Source organism: Thermocrispum municipale DSM 44069, assembly GCF_000427825.1.
Classification (GTDB): Bacteria; Actinomycetota; Actinomycetes; order Mycobacteriales; family Pseudonocardiaceae; genus Thermocrispum; species Thermocrispum municipale.
Genome location: NZ_ATYT01000003.1, coordinates 471,274 through 490,648, shown reverse-complemented (window position 1 = coordinate 490,648; position 19,375 = coordinate 471,274). Strand labels below are relative to the sequence as shown.

At 69.3% G+C, this 19,375-nt stretch carries 18 protein-coding genes; 10 read left to right on the top strand and 8 right to left on the bottom strand.

The features are described from left to right. Positions 1-5: 5 nt before the first annotated feature. Positions 6-3,551: a methionine synthase gene (gene metH / locus YWM_RS0102250; protein ID WP_028849347.1), complete on the bottom strand. Its 3,546-nt coding sequence runs from the start codon at positions 3,549-3,551 to the stop codon at positions 6-8. A 50-nt stretch (positions 3,552-3,601) separates the two neighbouring features. Between metH and YWM_RS0102245 the strand changes: the two genes are divergently transcribed. Beyond that, positions 3,602-4,477 carry a PAC2 family protein gene (locus YWM_RS0102245; RefSeq protein ID WP_028849346.1) on the top strand — a complete coding sequence of 292 codons (876 nt, stop codon included), beginning with the start codon at positions 3,602-3,604 and terminating at the stop codon, positions 4,475-4,477. Between the two features lie 4 nt (positions 4,478-4,481). Next, the gene (locus YWM_RS21795) at positions 4,482-5,723 is read left to right on the top strand and encodes a GDSL-type esterase/lipase family protein (RefSeq protein WP_052344458.1); all 1,242 of its coding nucleotides are present in this window, start codon (positions 4,482-4,484) and stop codon (positions 5,721-5,723) included. Between the two features lies 1 nt (position 5,724). Here YWM_RS21795 and mshC read toward each other — a convergent pair whose 3' ends face one another. Both mshC and YWM_RS0102230 read right to left on the bottom strand, forming a co-directional pair. Next, on the bottom strand, positions 5,725-6,963 hold the full coding sequence (mshC, locus tag YWM_RS0102235) for a cysteine--1-D-myo-inosityl 2-amino-2-deoxy-alpha-D-glucopyranoside ligase (RefSeq protein WP_028849345.1): 1,239 nt from the start codon (positions 6,961-6,963) through the stop codon (positions 5,725-5,727). 89 nt (positions 6,964-7,052) lie between these two features. Beyond that, complete coding sequence (locus YWM_RS0102230; RefSeq protein ID WP_028849344.1) at positions 7,053-7,649, bottom strand: TetR/AcrR family transcriptional regulator; 597 nt, start codon at positions 7,647-7,649, stop codon at positions 7,053-7,055. Between the two features lie 213 nt (positions 7,650-7,862). On the opposite strand from YWM_RS0102230, the gene YWM_RS0102225 reads away from it, so the two are divergent. From YWM_RS0102225 to YWM_RS0102215, 3 genes are all read left to right on the top strand, one after another. Beyond that, on the top strand, positions 7,863-9,071 hold the full coding sequence (locus tag YWM_RS0102225) for a S8 family serine peptidase (RefSeq protein ID WP_028849343.1): 1,209 nt from the start codon (positions 7,863-7,865) through the stop codon (positions 9,069-9,071). Positions 9,072-9,124: 53 nt separating this feature from the next. Then, positions 9,125-9,367, top strand: coding sequence for a hypothetical protein (locus tag YWM_RS0102220; protein ID WP_043659409.1), 243 nt, complete (start codon positions 9,125-9,127; stop codon positions 9,365-9,367). 177 nt (positions 9,368-9,544) lie between these two features. Further along, on the top strand, positions 9,545-10,327 hold the full coding sequence (locus YWM_RS0102215; protein WP_028849341.1) for a hypothetical protein: 783 nt from the start codon (positions 9,545-9,547) through the stop codon (positions 10,325-10,327). A 76-nt stretch (positions 10,328-10,403) separates the two neighbouring features. Here YWM_RS0102215 and YWM_RS0102210 read toward each other — a convergent pair whose 3' ends face one another. The 3 genes from YWM_RS0102210 to fabG form a co-directional block, all read right to left on the bottom strand. Then, a complete protein-coding gene (locus YWM_RS0102210) occupies positions 10,404-11,426 on the bottom strand; it encodes a ferrochelatase (RefSeq protein ID WP_028849340.1) in 1,023 nt (340 codons plus the stop codon). Positions 11,427-11,567: 141 nt separating this feature from the next. Then, positions 11,568-12,338: an enoyl-ACP reductase FabI gene (gene fabI, locus YWM_RS0102205; RefSeq protein ID WP_028849339.1), complete on the bottom strand. Its 771-nt coding sequence runs from the start codon at positions 12,336-12,338 to the stop codon at positions 11,568-11,570. A 20-nt stretch (positions 12,339-12,358) separates the two neighbouring features. Next, positions 12,359-13,063 carry a 3-oxoacyl-ACP reductase FabG gene (fabG, locus tag YWM_RS0102200; RefSeq protein WP_028849338.1) on the bottom strand — a complete coding sequence of 235 codons (705 nt, stop codon included), beginning with the start codon at positions 13,061-13,063 and terminating at the stop codon, positions 12,359-12,361. A 123-nt stretch (positions 13,064-13,186) separates the two neighbouring features. Here fabG and YWM_RS0102195 point away from each other — a divergent pair, with 123 nt between their 5' ends. The 3 genes from YWM_RS0102195 to YWM_RS0102185 all read left to right on the top strand — a co-directional run bounded on the left by YWM_RS0102195 (position 13,187) and on the right by YWM_RS0102185 (position 15,725). Beyond that, positions 13,187-13,660 carry a tRNA (cytidine(34)-2'-O)-methyltransferase gene (locus YWM_RS0102195; RefSeq protein WP_028849337.1) on the top strand — a complete coding sequence of 158 codons (474 nt, stop codon included), beginning with the start codon at positions 13,187-13,189 and terminating at the stop codon, positions 13,658-13,660. Positions 13,661-13,829: 169 nt separating this feature from the next. Then, positions 13,830-15,464 (top strand): GAF domain-containing sensor histidine kinase, encoded by a 1,635-nt coding sequence (locus tag YWM_RS0102190; protein WP_245565883.1) that lies wholly within the window; start codon positions 13,830-13,832, stop codon positions 15,462-15,464. 60 nt (positions 15,465-15,524) lie between these two features. Then, positions 15,525-15,725 (top strand): hypothetical protein, encoded by a 201-nt coding sequence (locus YWM_RS0102185; RefSeq protein WP_028849335.1) that lies wholly within the window; start codon positions 15,525-15,527, stop codon positions 15,723-15,725. A 9-nt stretch (positions 15,726-15,734) separates the two neighbouring features. On the opposite strand, the gene ku is transcribed toward YWM_RS0102185, so the two are convergent. Then, entirely contained in the window at positions 15,735-16,598 is an 864-nt protein-coding gene (gene ku, locus YWM_RS0102180; protein WP_028849334.1) for a non-homologous end joining protein Ku, read from the bottom strand. Between the two features lie 153 nt (positions 16,599-16,751). Here ku and ligD (YWM_RS0102175) point away from each other — a divergent pair, with 153 nt between their 5' ends. Beyond that, complete coding sequence (ligD, locus tag YWM_RS0102175; RefSeq protein ID WP_043659100.1) at positions 16,752-18,167, top strand: non-homologous end-joining DNA ligase; 1,416 nt, start codon at positions 16,752-16,754, stop codon at positions 18,165-18,167. Then, the gene (gene ligD, locus YWM_RS0102170; RefSeq protein WP_028849332.1) at positions 18,157-19,068 is read left to right on the top strand and encodes a non-homologous end-joining DNA ligase; all 912 of its coding nucleotides are present in this window, start codon (positions 18,157-18,159) and stop codon (positions 19,066-19,068) included. The genes ligD (YWM_RS0102175) and ligD (YWM_RS0102170) overlap by 11 nt, the downstream gene beginning before the upstream one ends. Here the strand turns inward: ligD (YWM_RS0102170) and YWM_RS0102165 are convergent. Then, the gene (locus YWM_RS0102165) at positions 19,054-19,317 is read right to left on the bottom strand and encodes a hypothetical protein (RefSeq protein ID WP_156914585.1); all 264 of its coding nucleotides are present in this window, start codon (positions 19,315-19,317) and stop codon (positions 19,054-19,056) included. The genes ligD (YWM_RS0102170) and YWM_RS0102165 overlap by 15 nt on opposite strands. Positions 19,318-19,375: the final 58 nt, after the last annotated feature.

Genomic DNA, 19,375 nt, shown 5'->3' with positions numbered 1-19,375 from the left:
GCGCTTCACGTGTTGAAGTACTTCGCCTCCGGGTGGTGGCAGACGATCGCGTCCGTGGACTGCTCGGGGTGCAGCTGGAACTCCTCGGACAGCTTGACGCCGATGCGTTCCGGCTCCAGCAGGCGGACGATCTTCGACCGGTCCTCCAGGTTCGGGCAGGCGCCGTAGCCGAGGGAGAACCGGGCGCCGCGGTAGCCGAGCTTGAAGAATTCCTCGATGTCGTCGGGGTCCTCGTCGGCCACCACCTTCCCGGAGGAGAAGCGCAGCTCCTGCCGCACCCGGCGGTGCCAGTACTCGGCCAGCGCCTCGGTCAACTGCACGCCGAGCCCGTGCACCTCCAGGTAGTCGCGGTAGGCGTTGGACGCGAACAGCTCGTTGGCGTAGTCGGCGATCGGCTGGCCCATGGTGACCAGCGTCAGCGGCAGCACGTCGACCTCGCCCGGTGCGGCTTGCTCGCGCGGCCGGTAGAAGTCGGCCAGGCACAGCCTGCGGTCCCGCGCCTGCCGTGGGAACGTGAAGCGCAGGAGCTCGTCGGCGTCCTGCCGCGGCTCGGAGAGTACGACGACGTCGTCCCCTTCCGCCAGACACGGGAAGTACCCGTAGACGACGGCCGCGTGCGCCAGGACGCCGTCCGCGGTGAGGCGGTCCAGCCAGTAGCGCAGGCGGGGCCGCCCTTCGGTCTCCACCAGCTCCTCGTAGGTCGGGCCGTTGCCACCTCGCGCGCCGCGCAGGCCCCACTGGCCCATGAACGTCGCGCGCTCGTCGATCATCGACGCGTAGTCGTTGAGCGGGATGCCCTTGACCACGCGGGTGCCCCAGAACGGCGGGGTCGGCAGCGGGACGTCCGTGGCCACGTCGGACCGCGCGGGCAGCTCTTCGGCCTCTCGCTGCGCGGCCTCCGCCTTGCGCTTGGCGGCGATCCGCAACGACCGTTCCCGGCGCGCCTTGCGCTCGGCCCGCTTGGCCTCCTCGGCTTCGTCGATCAGCGGGCTCTCCCCCCGCTTGGCCGCCATGATCGCGTCCATCAGCCGCAGTCCCTCGAACGCGTCCCGCGCGTAGCGGACCTCGCCCAGGTACAGCTCGTCCAGATCGTTCTCCACGTAGGAGCGGGTCAGCGCGGCGCCGCCGAGCAGCACCGGCCACCGGGCGTGCACCCCGCGGGAGTTCATCTCCTCGAGGTTTTCCTTCATCACCACGGTGGACTTCACCAGCAGGCCGGACATGCCGATGACGTCGGCGCCGGTCTGCTCGGCGGCCTCCAGGATCGCCGAGATCGGCTGCTTGATGCCCAGGTTGACGACCTCGTAGCCGTTGTTGGACAGGATGATGTCGACCAGATTCTTGCCGATGTCGTGCACGTCGCCCTTGACCGTGGCGAGCACGATCTTGCCTTTGCCGCCGGAGTCGGACTTCTCCATGTGCGGCTCGAGGTGGGCCACCGCGGCCTTCATCACCTCGGCGGACTGCAGCACGAACGGCAGCTGCATCTGACCGGAGCCGAACAGTTCGCCGACCGTCTTCATGCCGGACAGCAGCGTGTCGTTGATGATGTCCAGTGCCGGCTTTTCCTGCAGTGCTTCGTCCAGGTCGGCTTCCAGGCCGGTGCGCTCGCCGTCGACGATGCGTCGCTCCAGTCGTTCGAACAGGGGCAGCTTGGCCAGCTCGGCCGCGCGCGACTCCCTGCCCGCTGCGGCGGTGACGCCCTCGAACAGCTGCATCAGCTTCTGCAGCGGGTCGTAGCCGTCCCGGCGCCGGTCGTAGATCAGGTCGAGCGCCACCTCGCGCTGCTCGTCCGGGATCTTGTTCATCGGCAGGATCTTCGAGGCGTGCACGATCGCGGTGTCCAGGCCGGCTTGCACACACTCGTGCAGGAACACCGAATTGAGCACTTGCCGGGCGGCGGCGTTCAATCCGAACGAGACGTTCGAGACGCCCAGCGTGGTCTGCACGTCCGGGTGCCTGCGCTTGAGTTCCCGGATCGCCTCGATCGTCTCCAGCGCGTCTCGCCGGGACTCCTCCTGACCGGTGGCGATGGTGAACGTCAACGTGTCGACGATGATGTCCGACTTGGCCAGGCCCCACTTGCCGGTGATGTCGGCGATCAGCCGTTCGGCCACCGCGACCTTGTGCTCGGCGGTACGCGCCTGGCCTTCCTCGTCGATGGTCAACGCGACGACCGCGGCGCCGTGCTCGGCGACCAGGTCCATCACCTTGACGAAGCGCGAGTCCGGCCCGTCGCCGTCCTCGTAGTTGACCGAGTTGATCGCGCACCGGCCGCCCAGGTGTTCCAGACCGGTCCGCAGCACGTCCACCTCGGTGGAGTCGAGCATGATCGGCAGCGTGGACGCGGTGGCGAAGCGCTTGGCCAGCTCGGCCATGTCCGCCGCGCCGTCGCGGCCCACGTAGTCCACGCACAGGTCCAGCACGTGGGCGCCGTCGCGGGTCTGTTCGCGGGCGATCTCCACACAGTCACCGAACCGGCCGTCCAGCATCGCCTGCCGGAACGCTTTCGAGCCGTTGGCGTTGGTCCGCTCGCCGATCATCAACACGCTGGCGTCCTGGTGGAACGGCACCGCCTGGTACAGCGACGACAGGCCCGGCTCCGGGCGCGGCCTGCGCGGTGCGGGGGTGAGGTTCTTGGCGGCTTCCACCAGCTGCCGGATGTGCTCGGTCGTGGTGCCGCAACAGCCGCCGATGAGTTGCACCCCGTAGTCGGTGACGAACATGCTGAGCGACTCGGCCAGTTCCTCGGGCGTCAGCGGATACACCGCTCCGTCCGGCCCGAGCTCCGGCAATCCCGCGTTCGGCATCACCGACAACGGGATGCGTGCCTGCTGCGACAGCTGCCGCAGGTGCTCGCTCATCTCCGCGGGCCCGGTGGCGCAGTTGAGGCCGATGACGTCGATGCCCATCGGCTCGAGCGCGGCCAGCGCGGCGCCGACCTCGGTGCCCAGCAGCATGGTGCCGGTGGTTTCGACCGTGATCGAGGCGAGCAACGGCACGGTGCGGCCCGCGGCCTTCATCGCACGCCGCGCACCGATCAGCGCCGCCTTCGCCTGCAGGATGTCCTGCGACGTCTCCACCAGCACCGCATCCACGCCGCCGTCGAGCAGGCCGCGCACCTGCTCGCGATAGGCGTCGCGCAGCGTGGCGAACGGGGCATGGCCCAGCGTCGGCAACTTGGTGCCCGGCCCGACCGAACCGAGCACGAACCGGGGCCGGTCGGGCGTGCTGAACTCGTCGGCGACCTCACGGGCCAGCGCCGCTCCGCGTTCGGCCAGCTCGTAGATCCGGTCGGTGATGTCGTACTCGGCGAAGTTCGCGTAGTTCGCGCCGAACGTGTTCGTCTCCACCGCGTCGGCGCCGACCTCGAGGTACCCGCGGTGGATGCCGCGCACGACATCCGGTCGGGTGACGTTGAGGATCTCGTTGCAGCCTTCCAGGCCGGCGAAGTCGTCCAGCGTCAAGTCGTGTGCCTGCAGCGCAGTCCCCATCGCACCATCGGCGACGACGACGCGAGAAGCGAGCGTGTCCAGCAACGAGGAAGACATACGCTCAGCGTACGGTCTCCCGCGTTGTGGCGGGGTCGTACGCTAGTCAAGTGACTGATGCCGATCCACGACCCGAGCAAGCCGCCCCCGAACCGGCCCTGACCGGCCCGGTGCTGATCGCGGCGTTCGAGGGCTGGAACGACGCTGGTGAAGCGGCCAGTTCCGGTATCGAGCACCTGCATCGCTGCTGGCAGGCCACCAAGGTGGCGGAACTCAACCCGGACGACTACTACGACTTCCAGGCCACCAGGCCGACGGTCCACATGGTGGACGGGGTGACGCGCCGGGTGGAATGGCCGACCACCACCTTGTCGATCTGCCGTCCACCGGGCAGCGAGGACGACGTCGTGCTGGTGTGCGGGCCGGAGCCGAACTTGCGCTGGCGTGCCTATTGCGACGAGCTGCTCGAGCACGCCGACCGGCTCGGCGTCAGTACCGTCATCACGCTGGGTGCGCTACTGGCCGACACCGCGCACACCCGGCCGGTCCCGGTGACCGGCACGGCCTACGACGCCGAAGCGGCTGAGCGGTTCGGCATCGCGCACAGCAAGTACGAAGGCCCGACCGGCATCACCGGCGTGTTCCAAGATGCGTGCGTGCAAGCCGGGATTCCGGCGATCTCGGTGTGGGCCGCGGTGCCGCACTACGTGTCGCACGCGCCGTCGCCGAAGGCCACGTTGGCCCTGCTGCGCAAGCTCGAGGACATCCTGGACCGCGAGGTCCCGCTCGGTGACCTGCCCGAACAGGCCGACGAGTGGCAGCGCACGGTGACCGAGCTCGCCGAGGACGACGAGGAAGTCATCGAGTACGTGCGGACGCTGGAAGAGCGCGACGACGCGGAGCTGGACCTGTCGCAGACGTCCGGGGAGCAGATCGCCGCCGACATCGAACGGTACTTGCGCCGGCGGCGCCCTGGCTCCCGCTGAGCCGGTGGCTCGTGCCGGATGGCTGCTCGCCGTCGTGGCGAGCGTGGCGCTGCTGGCCACGTCGGCCGGGCCCGCCCCGGCACCGAGCCTCGTGGCCCGCACCGATCCCCCGCCGCTCGGCGCCACCGAGCAACGGCACTGGGTCGGCGCCTGGGCGACGGCGCCGGTCAGGGAACGGCACGACGAACGTCGTGTCGTCCGGGACCAGTCCTTCCGGATGGTCGCCCGGTTGACCCTCGGCGGTCCACGATTGCGGGCGCGGCTGTCGAACGTGTACGGCTCCGATCCCGTGACGTTCACCCAGGTGCGGGTCGCGCTACGGGTGTCGGGGCCCGCGGTGGACCCCGCCACCGATCACCAGGTGCGCTTCGGCGGGAAACCGCGGGTGACTGTCCCGGCCGGCCGAGAGATCGTCAGCGACGAGGTCAGCTTTCCGACGCGGCCGGGCACCGACGTCGCGGTGTCGTTCCACGTCGTCGACGGTGTGGCGACCAGGCATCCACTGGCATTCACCACGCATTACGCCAGTCCACCGGGCTCGGGCGACGTCACGGCAGATATTCGTGGCGAGCGGTTCACCGCACACGTGCACACCACGTACTTCCTGACTGGTGTCGACGTGTGGGCGCCGCATGCCCGCGGGGCGATCGTGACGCTGGGCGACTCCATCACCGACGGCTCCTCGTCGACCCCGGGCACCTACGGACGATGGCCGGACGTGCTGGCGCGCCGGCTCGCCAAGCACAACGTGGGCGTGTTGAACGCGGGCATCTCGGCGAATGCGGTGACGCCCGTCGGGAGCCGGCCGGGAGGTGGCGACCCCGCCATGGCGCGGCTGACCCGCGACGTCCTCCGCCAGTCCGGCGTGCGCGCGCTCGTCGTGCTGGAAGGGACGAACGATCTCGCCACCAAAGCCACGGCCGCGGACGTCATCGACGGGTTGCGTTTCATCGCCCAGCGTGCACGACAAGCGGGCCTGACCGTGGTCGGCGCGACGATCCTGCCCAGGGGCTGCGGCGAGTTCTGGACGGCGGACGCCGAACAGCACCGGAAGGCCGTCAACCGGTGGATCCGCACAACGCCGGCTTTCGACGCCGTCGTGGACCTGGAACCCGTCATGCGCGACCCCGGAGCGCCGACGTGCCTGCATCCGCGCTACGACTCCGGCGACGGGCTCCACCCGAACCAGGAGGGCATGCGCCGGATAGCGGACGCAATGCCGCTCAGCGTGCTGGTCGGGCGATGAACTACAGGTCCACGCCGAGCAGAGCGTCGACCGCTTCCCGGATCGCCCGCGGTGCCTCGGTGTCCGTGCCGGACCGGGTCAGAGCCGCCGACGCCCACGCGTCGATGACATCCAACGCCCGCGGGGTGTCCAGATCGTCGGTCAGCCGGTCACGCAACCGGGCAATCGTGTCCTCTGCGGGCGGCCCAGCAGGCAATGCCACCGCTTCGCGCCACCGAGCCAGCCGCGCCTGCGCCTGCTCCAGCAGCTGCTGGGTCCAGGAACGGTCACTGCGGTAGTGCCCGGCGAACAGCGCCAGCCGCAGCGCCGCAGGCTCGACACCCTGCGCGCGCAGCTTGGAGACGAACACCAGGTTGCCCTTGGACTTGGACATCTTCTCGCCGTCCAAGCCGATCATGCCCGCGTGCACGTAGAACCGGGCGAACGGATAGTCGCCGGACAAGGCTTCGGCGTGCGCGGCGCTGTACTCGTGGTGCGGGAAGATCAGATCCGAGCCGCCGCCCTGGACGTCGAACCCGGTACCGAGGCGTTCCAGCGCGATGACGCTGCACTCGACGTGCCAGCCCGGGCGGCCCTCCCCCAGCGGTGACGGCCACGACGGCTCCCCCTCGCGCGCCATCCGCCACAGCAGCGCGTCCAACGGGTGCCGCTTTCCCGGCCGGTCCGGGTCTCCCCCGCGCTCCGCGGACAGCGTGAGCATGGTCTTCTCGTCGTAGTTCGACTCGTAGCCGAAGCGGCCGGTGGCGGTGTGGTCGAAGTAGACATCGGGGTACTGCGGATCGTCGATGCGGTACGCCGCCCCGCTGGCGAGCAGCTTCTCGACCGCTTCCGCGATCGACGGGATGGACTCGACCGCACCGACGTAGTGGTGCGGCGGAAGAACGCGCAGTGCCTCCATGTCCTCGCGGAACAGCGCGGTCTCGCACATCGCCAGGACCGTCCAGTCCTGCTGGTCGCGCTCGGCCCGCTCGAGCAGTGGGTCGTCGACGTCGGTGACGTTCTGGACGTACTCCACCTCGTGGCCGGCATCCAGCCAGAGCCGGTGGATGAGGTCGAACGCCAAGTACGTGGCGGCGTGGCCGAGGTGTGTCGCGTCGTACGGCGTGATGCCGCAGACGTACATCCGCGCGACCCGACCGGGAGCCGTCGGACGCACCGATCCGCTCGCCGAGTCGTAGAGCCGTAGCGGACGCGGCTGCCCGGGGATCCGCGGCACCGCGGTCGAAGCCCATGTCTGCATGACTCCGAGCGTATCTGCACGCCAGGCTCGCGCGCCGTCGTCGCTGACGGTCAGTTCTGTGACCCTCACTAATCGTGACGGGCGTCACATCAGCCGTTGTCCTCCTGACCGGTCGAGAAGGCCCAGATCATGTCCAGCCCCGCCACGAGCTCGTCCGGATCAGGCGTGCGAGAGGGGTCCAGCAGCCACTGGACGGCAAGGCCGTCGCACACCGCGATCACGAAGCTGGCCACCGCCGCTGCGCGCGGGTCGTCCGGCGAGACGTCGCCACCGAGTTCGTTCGCCACGAGCTGGGCGACGTGCTCGCGGATCCGCCGGTAGTGGCCGGCCAGCTGCTCGCGCAGCTCGGGATTGCGCTCGGTTTGGGCGAACGCCTCGAGGAAGGACACCAGCAGCGCTCGCTTCTCGTCCAGCGTCTGCAGGAACGCCGACCACGTCACGTGCGCGCGCTCGACCGGGCTGCGCACCTTGGCGCCGAGCGCGATCTCGGTCAACTGCTCGGCCCATTCTCGGTAGATCTCCCCGATCGCCTCGTTGAGCAGGCCGGCTTTGGAGCCGAAGTGGTAGCCGATCGACGCCAGGTTGGTGCCCGAGGCGGCCACCAGGTCGCGCGCGGTGATGTGCGCGTAGCCCTTGTCCTCGAGCAGGCGCCGAGCAGCGGCGAGCAGCTGTTCGCGATGTCCCACCTGCCCAGAGTAAACCGCCCCATGAGTGACTCAGACGTGACCGATGATTACTCAGAGCTGAGGTAAACTTACTCTTTGTAGTGAAATTGGCACCGGGAGGGGTCCCGTCGGACGGAGAAGCTGCGCGACCTGACAACGGCCGGCGGGTGGTGCCTGGCGCACCAGGTCCAGACGGCGCACTGCCGGTGACAGCCTGACGACGGGGGTGGCTGGATGACGACGGCAATGGGGTCGGCAACGCAACCGGCGGCGAACGAACCTGGGCGTTACCTCGTGCTGTTCGCCGACGACGCGGTGGACGAAGGCGCCCGCACGATGACGTCGGTGGCCGGTATCAAGACCGTGCGTGGCGGGGATTTCGCTGTTCAGACGCATGAAGAGATCGACACCGACATCGACGGCGTGCTGTGGGAGGACCTCGGCGTGGCCGTGGTGAGCGCGGCGACCGACCAGATCGACGCCTTGAGTGGGGTCACCGGCTCGCGTGGGCCCATCACCATCGTGGAGCCGGAGCGCACGGTCTATGCGCTCGCGCTCGCCGCTCCTGATCCACCGACCACCCCGGCATTGGACGAGCCGTACACGTGGGGTCTGCGTGCGGTGCACGCGGACACCAGCACGGCGACGGGTGCCGGCGTTCGGGTCGGCGTGCTGGACACCGGGTTCGACGTCGACCACCCGGATTTCGCCGACCGCACGATCGTGACCAAATCGTTCGTGGACGGCGAGGACATCACCGACGTGCACGGACACGGCACGCACGTCGTCGGCACCGCGTGCGGGCCGCGGCAGCCTTCCCAGCCGCCTGGCTACGGCGTGGCGTCCGGCGCGGAGATCTACGTCGGCAAGGTGCTGGACAACAGCGGAGCGGGCACCGACGGCAGCATCCTGGCGGGCATCGCATGGGCACTGCAGAACGGCTGTGCGGTGGTGTCGATGTCGCTCGGCGCTCCGGTCCGGCCGGGGCAACCGCACTCGGTGACGTTCGAGCGTGCCGCGCGTCGGGCCCTGGACAAAGGCTGTTTGATCATCGCCGCGGCAGGCAACGACAGCAAGCGCGGTGACGGGATGATCGCGCCGGTGAGCCATCCGGCCAACTGCCCGTCGATCATGGCGGTCGGGGCGATCGACGCCGAGCTGACGGTCGCCGACTTCTCCAGCGGCACGGTCGACCGAACCGGCGCGGTGGACGTCGTCGCGCCGGGTGTCGACGTGCTGTCCAGCTGGCCCATGCCGCAACGCGTCAACACGATCAGCGGCACGAGCATGGCGACGCCGCACGTCTCCGGGGTGGCCGCGCTGTCCGCGGAGAAGTACAACAGCACTGGTTGGGCGCTTTGGGCACGATTGACCCAGTCCGCAATGCGGTTACCATTGCCTTCGACCGACGTTGGGGCGGGATTGGTGCAGGCGCCCGAGTAGCAGCGCCCGCCGCGGCTCCCGCCGCCCCCGCACCCCGACAGTCAGGAGGTGTGGTGGCCGCGCAGCTGGAAGTGCTGATTTCGGTCGACACCGACGAACCCGACGAGATCAGTGACATCGCCGCCAGGCTGACGGCGGCAGGGCTCGACGTATCCGCGGTTCACGACGCAATCTCCGTCATCACCGGCAAGGCGGACGAGAACGTCATCGGCGCGTTGCAGCGCGTCCCCGGGGTGGTGGAGGTCGAGCGCCAGCGCACGGTGCACGTCGCCCCACCCGGCGGCGACGTGCAGTAGCCACGTCGAACACGCCGCATCCGTTCGGTCCGGCTGCGCCGATCCACGACCGCGCTGCCCGTCCTCGTCGACCGGTACCCCGGACGGTAACCAGATCCCGACCGGTATCCCTGACAGCAGCCGGATCTCGACCGGTCCCTGACGTCGGCCCGCTCTCGATCGGTAACGTGGGCAGGCGTGTGCGTAGCTAGTGCCACTCTCGTGGTGTGGTCCTCCGCTTGGCTGGCTGGTCGTGCCGCCGCGGACGACGTGCTGGACGCGATGCAGGTCTGGGCCGAGCGTCATGAACTCGAGGTCGCCGATCCCCGGGCCGCCGAGCTCACCGAGCTGGCCGCGAACTGTCCGGTGCCGTTCACCGATCTGCTGCCTGTCCTGCGCCGGCTGTCGAGCCCGATGGCGCTCGTTCTGCCGGCACCCGGGGATCCGCGCGGGCTCGACGCGGGCGGGCCGTTCACCAAAGCCGCATTGCAGGCGGGCGAAGCCGTCGTGTTGCCCGACGCAGGCATCGGGCTGACGCCGAGGGACGTGGACGGTTTGTTGCGGTGGCATGTGCACCACCTGGTGTCGTCACCGGTCATCGAGCACGTCGGTCTCGCGCAGGCGGAGGAGGAGTTGACCACCGCTGTTCGCGACAGTGCCGCTGCACTTGCCGAGCTGCAGGTCGCCAACGAACGCCCGGACGCGGACGACGCGTTGCGGGCACATCTACGCGCTCGGCCGCCCCTGAACTGGCCCGACGGCATGCCGGGACGGAGTCTGCGCGTGCTGCAGCGCGCGGACGAGGTAGCGGCGATCCTGTCCCTGGCGAACGCGGACGACCCGGGCGGTGCGTTGTCGGCGAGCGCGGCTGCTCACCGAGCGGCTGCGCTACGCGGTCCGGCCGCGGCCGTCCGCACGGCGCGGACGGCCGCCGTCGCGGAGGCTGCCCGGATCCTCTCCGAGCAGCCGAACCGACGCTGAGCCGCTGGTCGTGAGGGCGCAGGCGAACCGACGCTGAGCCGCTGGTCGTGAGGGCGCAGGCGAGGGCGCTGAGCCGCTAATCGCGAGGGCGGCGAGCAGGAGCGCAGCACCCGACAGCGCACAGCTCGCCATTCACGGTGCATCCCAAACCACGAGCGGACTCCGCGTCGTCCAGGTGCTCACGGATCAGATCCACCACCAGCTCGGCGAACCGCGGGTCCTGGCCCGGCGTGGCGGCCCTGGCGAAGCCCATGCCGAGCTCCTTGGCGCGGTCGGCCGCTTCGTTGTCCAGGTCCCAGATCACCTCGAGGTGATCCGAGACGAAGCCGACCGGGCACACCGCCACGGCGCGCACCCCGGCGGCGTGCAGCGCCTCGATGTGGTCGACGATGTCCGGCTCCAGCCACGGCACCGACGGCGGGCCGGACCGCGACTGCCAGACCACGTCGAACTCGGCCACGCCCACCGCCTCGGCGACCTTGGCCGCGGCATCGGCGATCTGCCGGGAGTACAAGTGTCCGCCCAGCTCCGGCGGACCGGCGGCGCGGTCCGCCGCGGTCGGGATCGAGTGCGCGACGAAGACCAACCTGGCGTCACCTTCCAGCGTCGCCAGCGCGTTGCGCGTCGACTCCGCGAACAGCTCGATGAACCGTGGGTGGTCGTAGAAGTGGCGCAGCTTCACCAGCTCGGGCGCGCCGTCTCCGACCGCCGCACGAGCGCGCACGATGTCCTCGTCGTACTGACGGCACGAGGAGTAGCCGCCGTAGGCGCTGGTCGCGAAGACCAGAGCTCGCTGCACACCGTCCCGCTTCATCCCGGCCACGGCGTCCTCGGCGTACGGCTTCCAGTTCCGGTTGCCGAAATAGATCGGCAGTTCGACGCCCTGCTTGGCCAGCTCCGCCTCGACGTCGGCGATCGCCGCGCGGTTCAGCTCGTTGATCGGCGACACCCCGCCGAAATGGTGGTAGTGCTCGGCGACCTCGAGCAATCGCTCCCGCGGAACGCCGCGGCCCCTGGTCACGTTCTCCAGGAAGGGCATCACGTCGTCGGGGCCCTCGGGGCCACCGAAGGACAGCCAGAGCAACGCGTCGAACTTCATGGTGCCGACGTTACTCGACGGGAGTTTCGCTCCTGCCGGTGTCCGACCTGGACGTGACGCACGTCCGATGGGCAGGGCGGCGCCGGCGCCCGGCGCGATGGCCGGCCCGCCAAGGACGCCGCGAGGGGCCACGGGCCCACGTCACTGCCCGAGCGCGTGCACCCCGCCGTCGACCATGATCATCGAGCCGGTGGTCGCCGGCAGCCAGTCGGACAGCAGCGCCACGATCGTCTTGGCCACCGGCGTCGGGTCGGTGCTGTCCCAGCCGAGCGGCGCCCGCTCGCCCCAGCCGGACTCCAGCTCACCGAAGCCCGGGATGGACTTGGCCGCCATGGTCTTCACCGGTCCGGCCGCGATCAGGTTCGCCCGCACCCCGCGCGGTCCCAGTTCGCGAGCCAGGTACCGGTTCACCGACTCCAGCGCCGCCTTGGCCACGCCCATCCAGTTGTAAGCGGGCCACGCCACACGTGCGTCGAAGTCCATGCCGAGTACCGAAGCCCCTGGGGCCAGCAGCGGCGCGACCGCCTTGACCAGCGAGGCGTAGGAGTACGCGGAGATCTGCAGCGCGGGGCCGACGTCCTCCCACGGTGCGTCCAGAAACGGCGCGCCGAGGCAGGTCTCCGGGTTGGCGTAGCCGATCGAGTGCAACAGCCCGTCCAGGCCGTCGACGTGTTCGCTCACGCGCTCGGCCAGCGAGTTCAGGTGCTCGTCGTTGGTGACGTCCAGTTCGATCACCGGAGCCGGTTCCGGCAACCGCTGCGCGATCCGCTCCACCAGGCGCAGGCGCCCGAAGCCGGTGAGCACCACCTGCGCGCCCTGCTCCTGCGCCACTTTCGCGGCGTGAAACGCGATGGACGCGTCGGTGATCACGCCGGTGATCAGCAACCGCTTGCCGTCGAGAAGTCCTGACATGTCGCTCCGTTCTCAGCCGCTTAGTGACCCATGCCGAGGCCACCGTCGACCGGCAGCACGGCACCGTTGATGTAGCCCGCCTCGTCCGACGCCAGGAAGGCGACCGCGGCGGCGACCTCCGCGGGCTCGGCGTACCGGCCCGCGGGGATCTGCGCCAACGCGGCGGCCTTCTGCTCGTCGGTCAGCGCATCCGTCATGTCCGTCTTGACGAACCCCGGCGCCACGACGTTGGCGGTGATGTTGCGCGAACCGAGCTCACGCGCCAGCGACCGCGCGATACCCACCAGGCCCGCCTTGCTGGCCGCGTAGTTGACCTGGCCCGCGCCGCCGGAGAGCCCGATCACCGAGGAGATGAAGATGAACCGGCCCCACTTGGCGCGCAGCATCCCCCGGCTGGCCCGCTTGGCCACCCGGTACGCCCCGGTCAGGTTCGCGTCGACGACCCGGGTGAACTGTTCCTCGGACATCCGCATCAGCAGGGTGTCGTCGGTGATCCCGGCGTTGGACACCAACACCTCGACCGGCCCCTGGTGCTCCTCCACCTGTTTGAACGCGGCATCGATCTGTTCGCTGTCGGTGACGTCGGCCTGCACACCGAACAACCCCTCCGGGGCGCCCGATCCCCGGTGCGTCACCGCGACCCGGTGGCCCGCCTCGGCCAGACTGCGGGCGATGGCCAGGCCGATCCCCCGGTTTCCCCCGGTGACAAGTACCGAACGTGCCACGTGTGCTCTCCTCCGCCGCTTCGTCTGCGCTGCTGTTCAGCCAGAGGCTATCGAGTTACCGACGGGTCGGGCTCAGCGAGTGGTGAGCAGCACCAACCTGGCAGGATCACGACGGTGAACGGCATGTTTCGCATCCTGTTCTACCGCCCGGAGATCCCACCGAACACCGGCAACGTCATCCGGCTCGCGGCCAACACCGGCTGCGAGCTGCACCTGGTGGAGCCGCTCGGCTTCTCACTGGACATCAAGCCGGTACGACGTGCCGGGCTGGACTACGGCGATCTCACATCCACCCACGTCCATCCCACGCTCGATGCCGCCTTCGATGCCTGCGGCGACGCCGCGGTCTATGCCTTCACCACCGATGCCGACGTGGCGTACACCTCGGTCGCGTATCAGCCCGGTGATGTCCTGATGTTCGGCCCCGAGTCCGTCGGTCTGCCGCCCGACGTGCTTCAGCACCCGCGCGTCACCGCCCGGGTCCGGATCCCGATGGTGCCCGGATCCCGCTCGCTCAACCTCGCCAACGCCGCGTCCGTGGCCGTGTACGAAGCGTGGCGGCAGCACGGGTTCTCGGGAGCGAGCACCTCGGGGTGACCCGTCCGACCTGCCCGAGAAGCACCCAAATCGCCCACACAGCCGCAAATCGTTGCAACGCACGGTGACCAATGCCAGCATCGTTGGGGTGACCGGTGGGGCGAGTGAGGAAGGGGCGCCGTCACGGAGCCCACTGACTGAGCCGCGCCTGCGCGAATTGCTTGCCGGGGTGCAACGTCGGATCGATCAAATCTCCGACACGCGCGACCAGCTGGACGCATTGACCGAGGCCATGCTGGCGATCAACTCCGGACTGGAGCTCGACGCAACGCTGCGCAGGATCGTGCGCGCGGCCATCAATCTGGTCGACGCCCGCTACGGGGCGCTGGGCATCCGGGGCCCGGACGGAAAACTGACCGCGTTCATCAACGAAGGAATGGACGAGGAGACCCGGCGGCTCATCGGTCACCTGCCGGAAGGCAAGGGGCTGCTCGGCACGGTGTCCCGGCAGCACGAAGCGTTGCGGTTGGACGATCTGACCCACCATCCCGACTCCGCAGGCTTCCCGGAGAACCACCCGCCGATGCGGACGTTCCTCGGCGTGCCGATCCGCATTCGCGGCGAGGTGTTCGGCAACCTCTACCTCACCGAGAAGGCACACGGCGCGTTCTTCACCGTCGACGACGAACTGGTGCTGCAGGCGTTGGCAGCGGCCGCCGCGATCGCGGTGGAGAACTCGCGGCTGTACGAGACGGCGCTGACCCAGCAGATGTGGCTGGAGGCGACCGGGCGCATCACGACAGAACTGCTCTCCGGTGCCGATCCGGTCGACGTGCTGCGGCTCATCGCCGACAGCGCACTGGAACTCACCGGAGCGACAACGACCGCGCTCGCGGTCCCCAAGCCGCCTGCCACGCCGTCGCAAGAGGTCACCGAGCTGGTCATCCGCGTGGCCTCCGGCCGATTGTCCGATGTCATCGTCGGGCAGCATGTCCCGGTCGACGCCTCGACATCCGGCCAGGCGTACCGGGAGCGCACGCCCCTGCGCGCCGACCGGCTCGCGTTCGCTCTCACCCCCGAGATCGCCGCCGAGTTCGGCCCCACTCTCGCTATTCCTCTCCGTACGGGCGACAAGGTCACCGGTGTGCTCATCGCCCTCCGCGCGGCGACCGCCACGCCGTTCGAGGACGATCAGCTGCCGTTGATCGTCACGTTCGCCGACCAGGCGGCCATCGCACTCGAGCTGGCCTCGGCGCAACGCCGCGCACGGGAACTGGAGATTCTCGCCGACCGGGACCGGATCGCGCGCGATCTGCACGATCACGTCATCCAGCGGCTGTTCGCGGTCGGCCTGTCGCTGAACGGTTCGCTGCAGCGCACCAAGGATCCCGCGCTGGCCGAACGCATCGGCAACGCGGTGGAGGACCTGCACGACGTCGTGCGGGACATCCGCAGCACGATCTTCGACCTGCACGAAGGCGGCGAGGGCAAGCAGCTTCGTGACACGTTGACCGACACCGTCAGCGAGCTGACCGATCACAGCGACCTGCGCGCCACGGTCCGGATGTCCGGGCCGCTGTCGGTGGTCAGTCCGGATCTGGCCGAGCACGCCGAGGCCGTGCTGCGGGAAGCGGTGAGCAATGTCGTGCGGCATGCCAAAGCCAGCAGCGTGGTTGTCACGATCTCCGTCGGCGACGACCTCACCATCGACGTCACCGACGACGGCCAAGGCATCCCGGACAAGGTCGCCCGCTCCGGGCTGCACAACCTGGAGGAACGCGCCCGCGCCATGCAGGGCACGCTGCACGTGCACTCCCCGGCCGACGGCGGTACCCGGCTCATCTGGTCGGCGCCGCTGCCCTGAAGGGCCGACACGCCTGCGACCGTCCCACACTCGCCGCCGCATCGGTGGTACCCAGGATTCATGAGCACGCTGTGTACCGACTGTTCGGCAGGGGTTGATCACTGCCACGGGACGCTGGTCGTGCACGCCACCGGCCCCGCGGACTGCACCCTGCCGGACTGCGCCGACACCGACAGCGCCCGGCACGAGTTGCGCATCGACTGCCGGTCGATCATCGGCGGCTGCGACTGCGCCGAAGCCGAGCAGCTGATCGCCGCCTGAACGGGCTCGTCAGGCCGATTCCTTCTTCTTCGCGCCGCCACGCTTGCCCGCCTTCGCCGGCTTCTCGTCGTCGGACGACGAGGGCTTGGTCCCGGCGGAACCTTTCTTGGCGCCTTCCACACTGGCTTGCAGCGCAGCCATCAGGTCGACCACCTCGCCGGTGGTCTCCTTCGCGGGCTGGGTGATCGTCTGCCCCTCCGCCTTGGCGTCGACCAGCTCCAGCACGGCTTCGCGGTAGTCGTCGTGGAACTTGTCCGGCTCGAAGACCTCTTCGGACAGCGAGTCGATGAGCATCCCGGCCATCGACATCTCCTCCTGCCGCACCTCCGGCAAGTCCTCGTGCAGGAAGTCGAAGTCGGCCGCGCGTACCTCGTCCGGCCACAGCATCGTCTGCAACACCAGCACGTCGGACCACACCCGCAGCAGCGCCAGTGTCTCGCGCTGGCGCAGCGCGACCTTCACGATCGCCACCCGCCCGGACTTGTGCAACGCGTCGCGCAGCAACACGTACGGCTTGGCGGCTCCCTTGTCCGGCTCGAGGTAGTAGCCGCGGTCGTAGTACATCGGGTCGACCGACTCCAGCGGGACGAACTCCAGAACGTCGATGCCGCTGGTCGAGGCGAGCGGCAGACCTGCGAGGTCGTCGTTGTCCAGCACCACCATGTCGCCGTTGGACAACTCGTAACCCTTGGCGATGTCCGAGTACGGCACTTCCTCGCCGCAGATCGTGCAGACCCGCTTGTACTGAATCCGGCCACCGTCGGCGGCGTGCACCTGCCGGAACGACACGTTCTTGGTCTCGGTCGCGGCATAGAGCTTGATCGGAATCGTGACCAGACCGAAGCTGATGCTGCCCTTCCACATCGCGCGCACCGCGCCCACCTCCAGCCGGAGTCGCTGGTGATCACCGTACGCCAGGTGAACCACCTAGGCACGACGTTACTGCAGCGCACAGCGGGGATCGAGGCGCGAACACGGGCGCCGGAGTGCTGCGCTGCGGGCGGCCGGTTCACTAGTTTGGACGCTGTGAGCCTGCACGAGTACCGCCGCAAACGGCATCGGGACCGTACCCCGGAGCCGTGGCCGTCCGACGACGAGCCGGCCGGCTCAGCCGGCGACGAGGCAGGCGGGATCTTCGTCGTGCAGGAGCATCACGCCCGCCGCAAGCACTTCGACCTGCGGTTGGAGCGCGACGGCGTCCTGGTGTCGTGGGCCATTCCGAAAGGGCTCCCGCTCGACCCGGCCGTCAACCACCTCGCGGTGCACACCGAGGACCACCCGCTGGCCTACGCCGAGTTCGAGGGCGAGATCCCGGCCGGTGAGTACGGCGGTGGTCGGATGTGGATCCACGACAAGGGCCGCTACGAGTGCGTGAAGTGGTCCGACAAGGACGTGAAGTTCCGGCTGCACGGCCGCAAGCTGCGCGGTGGCTGGGCGCTGTTCCGGACCGACGGCGACACGTGGATGATCCATCGCGAACGGGAACCGCTGCCGACCTCGTTGCTTCCGATGCTGACGGGCGGTAGCGGGATGCCGGCCGACGACGACGGCTGGGCCTACGAGATGAAGTGGGACGGTCAGCGCGTGCTGGCGTTCGTCGACGGCGTGCGCGCCAAACTGCAGTCCCGCACCGGACGCGACATCACCGCCACCTACCCGGAGCTGGCGCCCTTGGGACGCGCGCTGCCCGGAACGGCTGTGCTCGACGGCGAGGTGGTCGTGTTCGTCTCCGGCCGCCCCGACTTCGGCGCGCTGCAGCATCGGATGAACTCCTCCCCCGGCGAGGCATCCCGGCTGATGCAGGCCTACCCGGCCACCTACTTGATCTTCGACGTGCTGTTCCTGGACGGCCGTTCGCTGGTCGACCTGCCGTTCGCCGAGCGCCGCGAGATCCTCGGCGGGCTCGAGCTCGCCGGGCCGTCCTGGTTGACGCCGCCGACGTTCACCGACGCCGGCGGGCAGGCGGTGTTGTCCGCATCGCTGGAGCAGGGGTTGGAAGGCATCGTGGCCAAGCGGTTGTCCTCCCGCTATCTGCCGGGCGTCCGCTCCCCCGACTGGCGCAAGATCAAGCACGCCAAGCACCAGGAGGTCGTGATCGGCGGGTGGCGTCCCGGCCAGGGCAACCGGTCCGGCCGCATCGGATCGTTGCTGGTGGGCGTGCAGACCGACGACGGCCTGGCGTACGCAGGGCGGGTCGGCACCGGGTTCGACGAGAAGACGCTCGCCGACCTGTACGCACGACTGGAGCCGCTGGCCACGAAGACGAACCCGTTCACCAACGCGGTGCCACGGGAACACCTGCGGGACGCGCGCTGGGTCCGCCCGGAGCTGGTCGCCGAGGTCGTCTACGGCTCGTGGACCGCGGACGACCGGCTGCGGCACACCACCTACCGCGGATTGCGGCCGGACATCGACCCGAAGCAGGTGCGCCGTGCCGAATGAGGAGAAGGTCCGCGTGCGGGTGGGCGACCGCCGGCTCGTGGTGTCGAACCTGAGCAAGGTGCTCTACCCGGAACATGGCTTCACCAAGGCGCAGGTCATCGAGTACTACCTGAAGATCGCACCGGTGCTGCTGCCGCACATCGCCGACCGTCCGCTGACGCTCAAGCGCTATCCGGACGGCGTGGACGGCGAGTTCTTCTACCAGAAGAACGTCCCGCAGGGCACGCCGACATGGGTGCGGACGGCGCGGGTCCCGGCGCCCGGGTCCACCAAGGATCGTGAGCAAGTGGAATACGTCGTCGCGGACGATCTGCCGACGCTGATCTGGGCGGCGAACCTGGCGAACCTGGAGATCCACACTCCGCAATGGCGGCTGCCCGGCGACGGCCGCGCGGTCGACGAGACCCCGGACCCCGACCTGCTGGTGTTCGACCTGGACCCCGGGCCACCGGCCACGATCGTGGAGTGCTGCCGGGTCGCCGAGTTGCTCCGCCCGGTACTGCGCGATCGTGGGCTCGAACCACTGGCGAAGACGTCGGGCAACAAGGGTATGCAACTGCTGGCCGCCATCAGCGGTCACAGTTCGGCCGAGGCCAGCGCCCTGGCGAAGGATGTCGCCGAGGAACTGGCGGCCCAGCATCCTGATCTGATCACCGCGAAGATGACCAAGAGCCTGCGCAAGGGCAAGGTGTTCATCGACTGGAGCCAGAACAACGCGGCCAAGACGACCGTGGCGCCGTACTCGTTGCGGGCCCGCAGCGAGCCGACCGTGTCCACACCGGTGACGTGGGACGAGGTCGAGGGCTGCACGAAGGCGCATCAGTTGCAGTTCACCAGCGACGAGGTGCTCGAGCGCGTGGCCGAGCGCGGTGACTTGCTCAAGCCGCTACTCGGTGAATAGCTCCAGCTGGGCAGCCTCCGCCTGAGCACGCCACTGGCGGTACGCCTCGGCCACGTCCACGAGCCTGCCTGCCCGGTCGCATCGTGCGCTGTAGAAGCGGGCGAATTCCGCCGCGTCGGGGTCGCAGGTGGCCTCTTGCCTGCCCTGGAGATAGCCGATCGCGTACTGCTCGCGGGCATACCGCACGGACACGGCGTCAGCCGACGTGGGCTGCACCGCGGCAGCCGACATCGCAGGTAGTGCCGACATCGCCGCCTCCTTCCGCCGGACGTGTCAAGAATGCCCGACTTGCGGCGAGAAGAAAACC

What these genes read in the sequence shown, in the direction of transcription:
- metH (WP_028849347.1), bottom strand. Translation starts at nt 3,551, where the DNA reads ATGTCTTCCTCGTTGCTGGACACGCTCGCTTCTCGCGTCGTCGTCGCC.
- mshC (WP_028849345.1), bottom strand. Translation starts at nt 6,963, where the DNA reads ATGCAGACATGGGCTTCGACCGCGGTGCCGCGGATCCCCGGGCAGCCG.
- YWM_RS0102225 (WP_028849343.1), top strand. Translation starts at nt 7,863, where the DNA reads ATGACGACGGCAATGGGGTCGGCAACGCAACCGGCGGCGAACGAACCT.
- YWM_RS0102210 (WP_028849340.1), bottom strand. Translation starts at nt 11,426, where the DNA reads ATGAAGTTCGACGCGTTGCTCTGGCTGTCCTTCGGTGGCCCCGAGGGC.
- fabI (WP_028849339.1), bottom strand. Translation starts at nt 12,338, where the DNA reads ATGTCAGGACTTCTCGACGGCAAGCGGTTGCTGATCACCGGCGTGATC.
- YWM_RS0102195 (WP_028849337.1), top strand. Translation starts at nt 13,187, where the DNA reads ATGTTTCGCATCCTGTTCTACCGCCCGGAGATCCCACCGAACACCGGC.
- YWM_RS0102185 (WP_028849335.1), top strand. Translation starts at nt 15,525, where the DNA reads ATGAGCACGCTGTGTACCGACTGTTCGGCAGGGGTTGATCACTGCCAC.
- YWM_RS0102165 (WP_156914585.1), bottom strand. Translation starts at nt 19,317, where the DNA reads ATGTCGGCACTACCTGCGATGTCGGCTGCCGCGGTGCAGCCCACGTCG.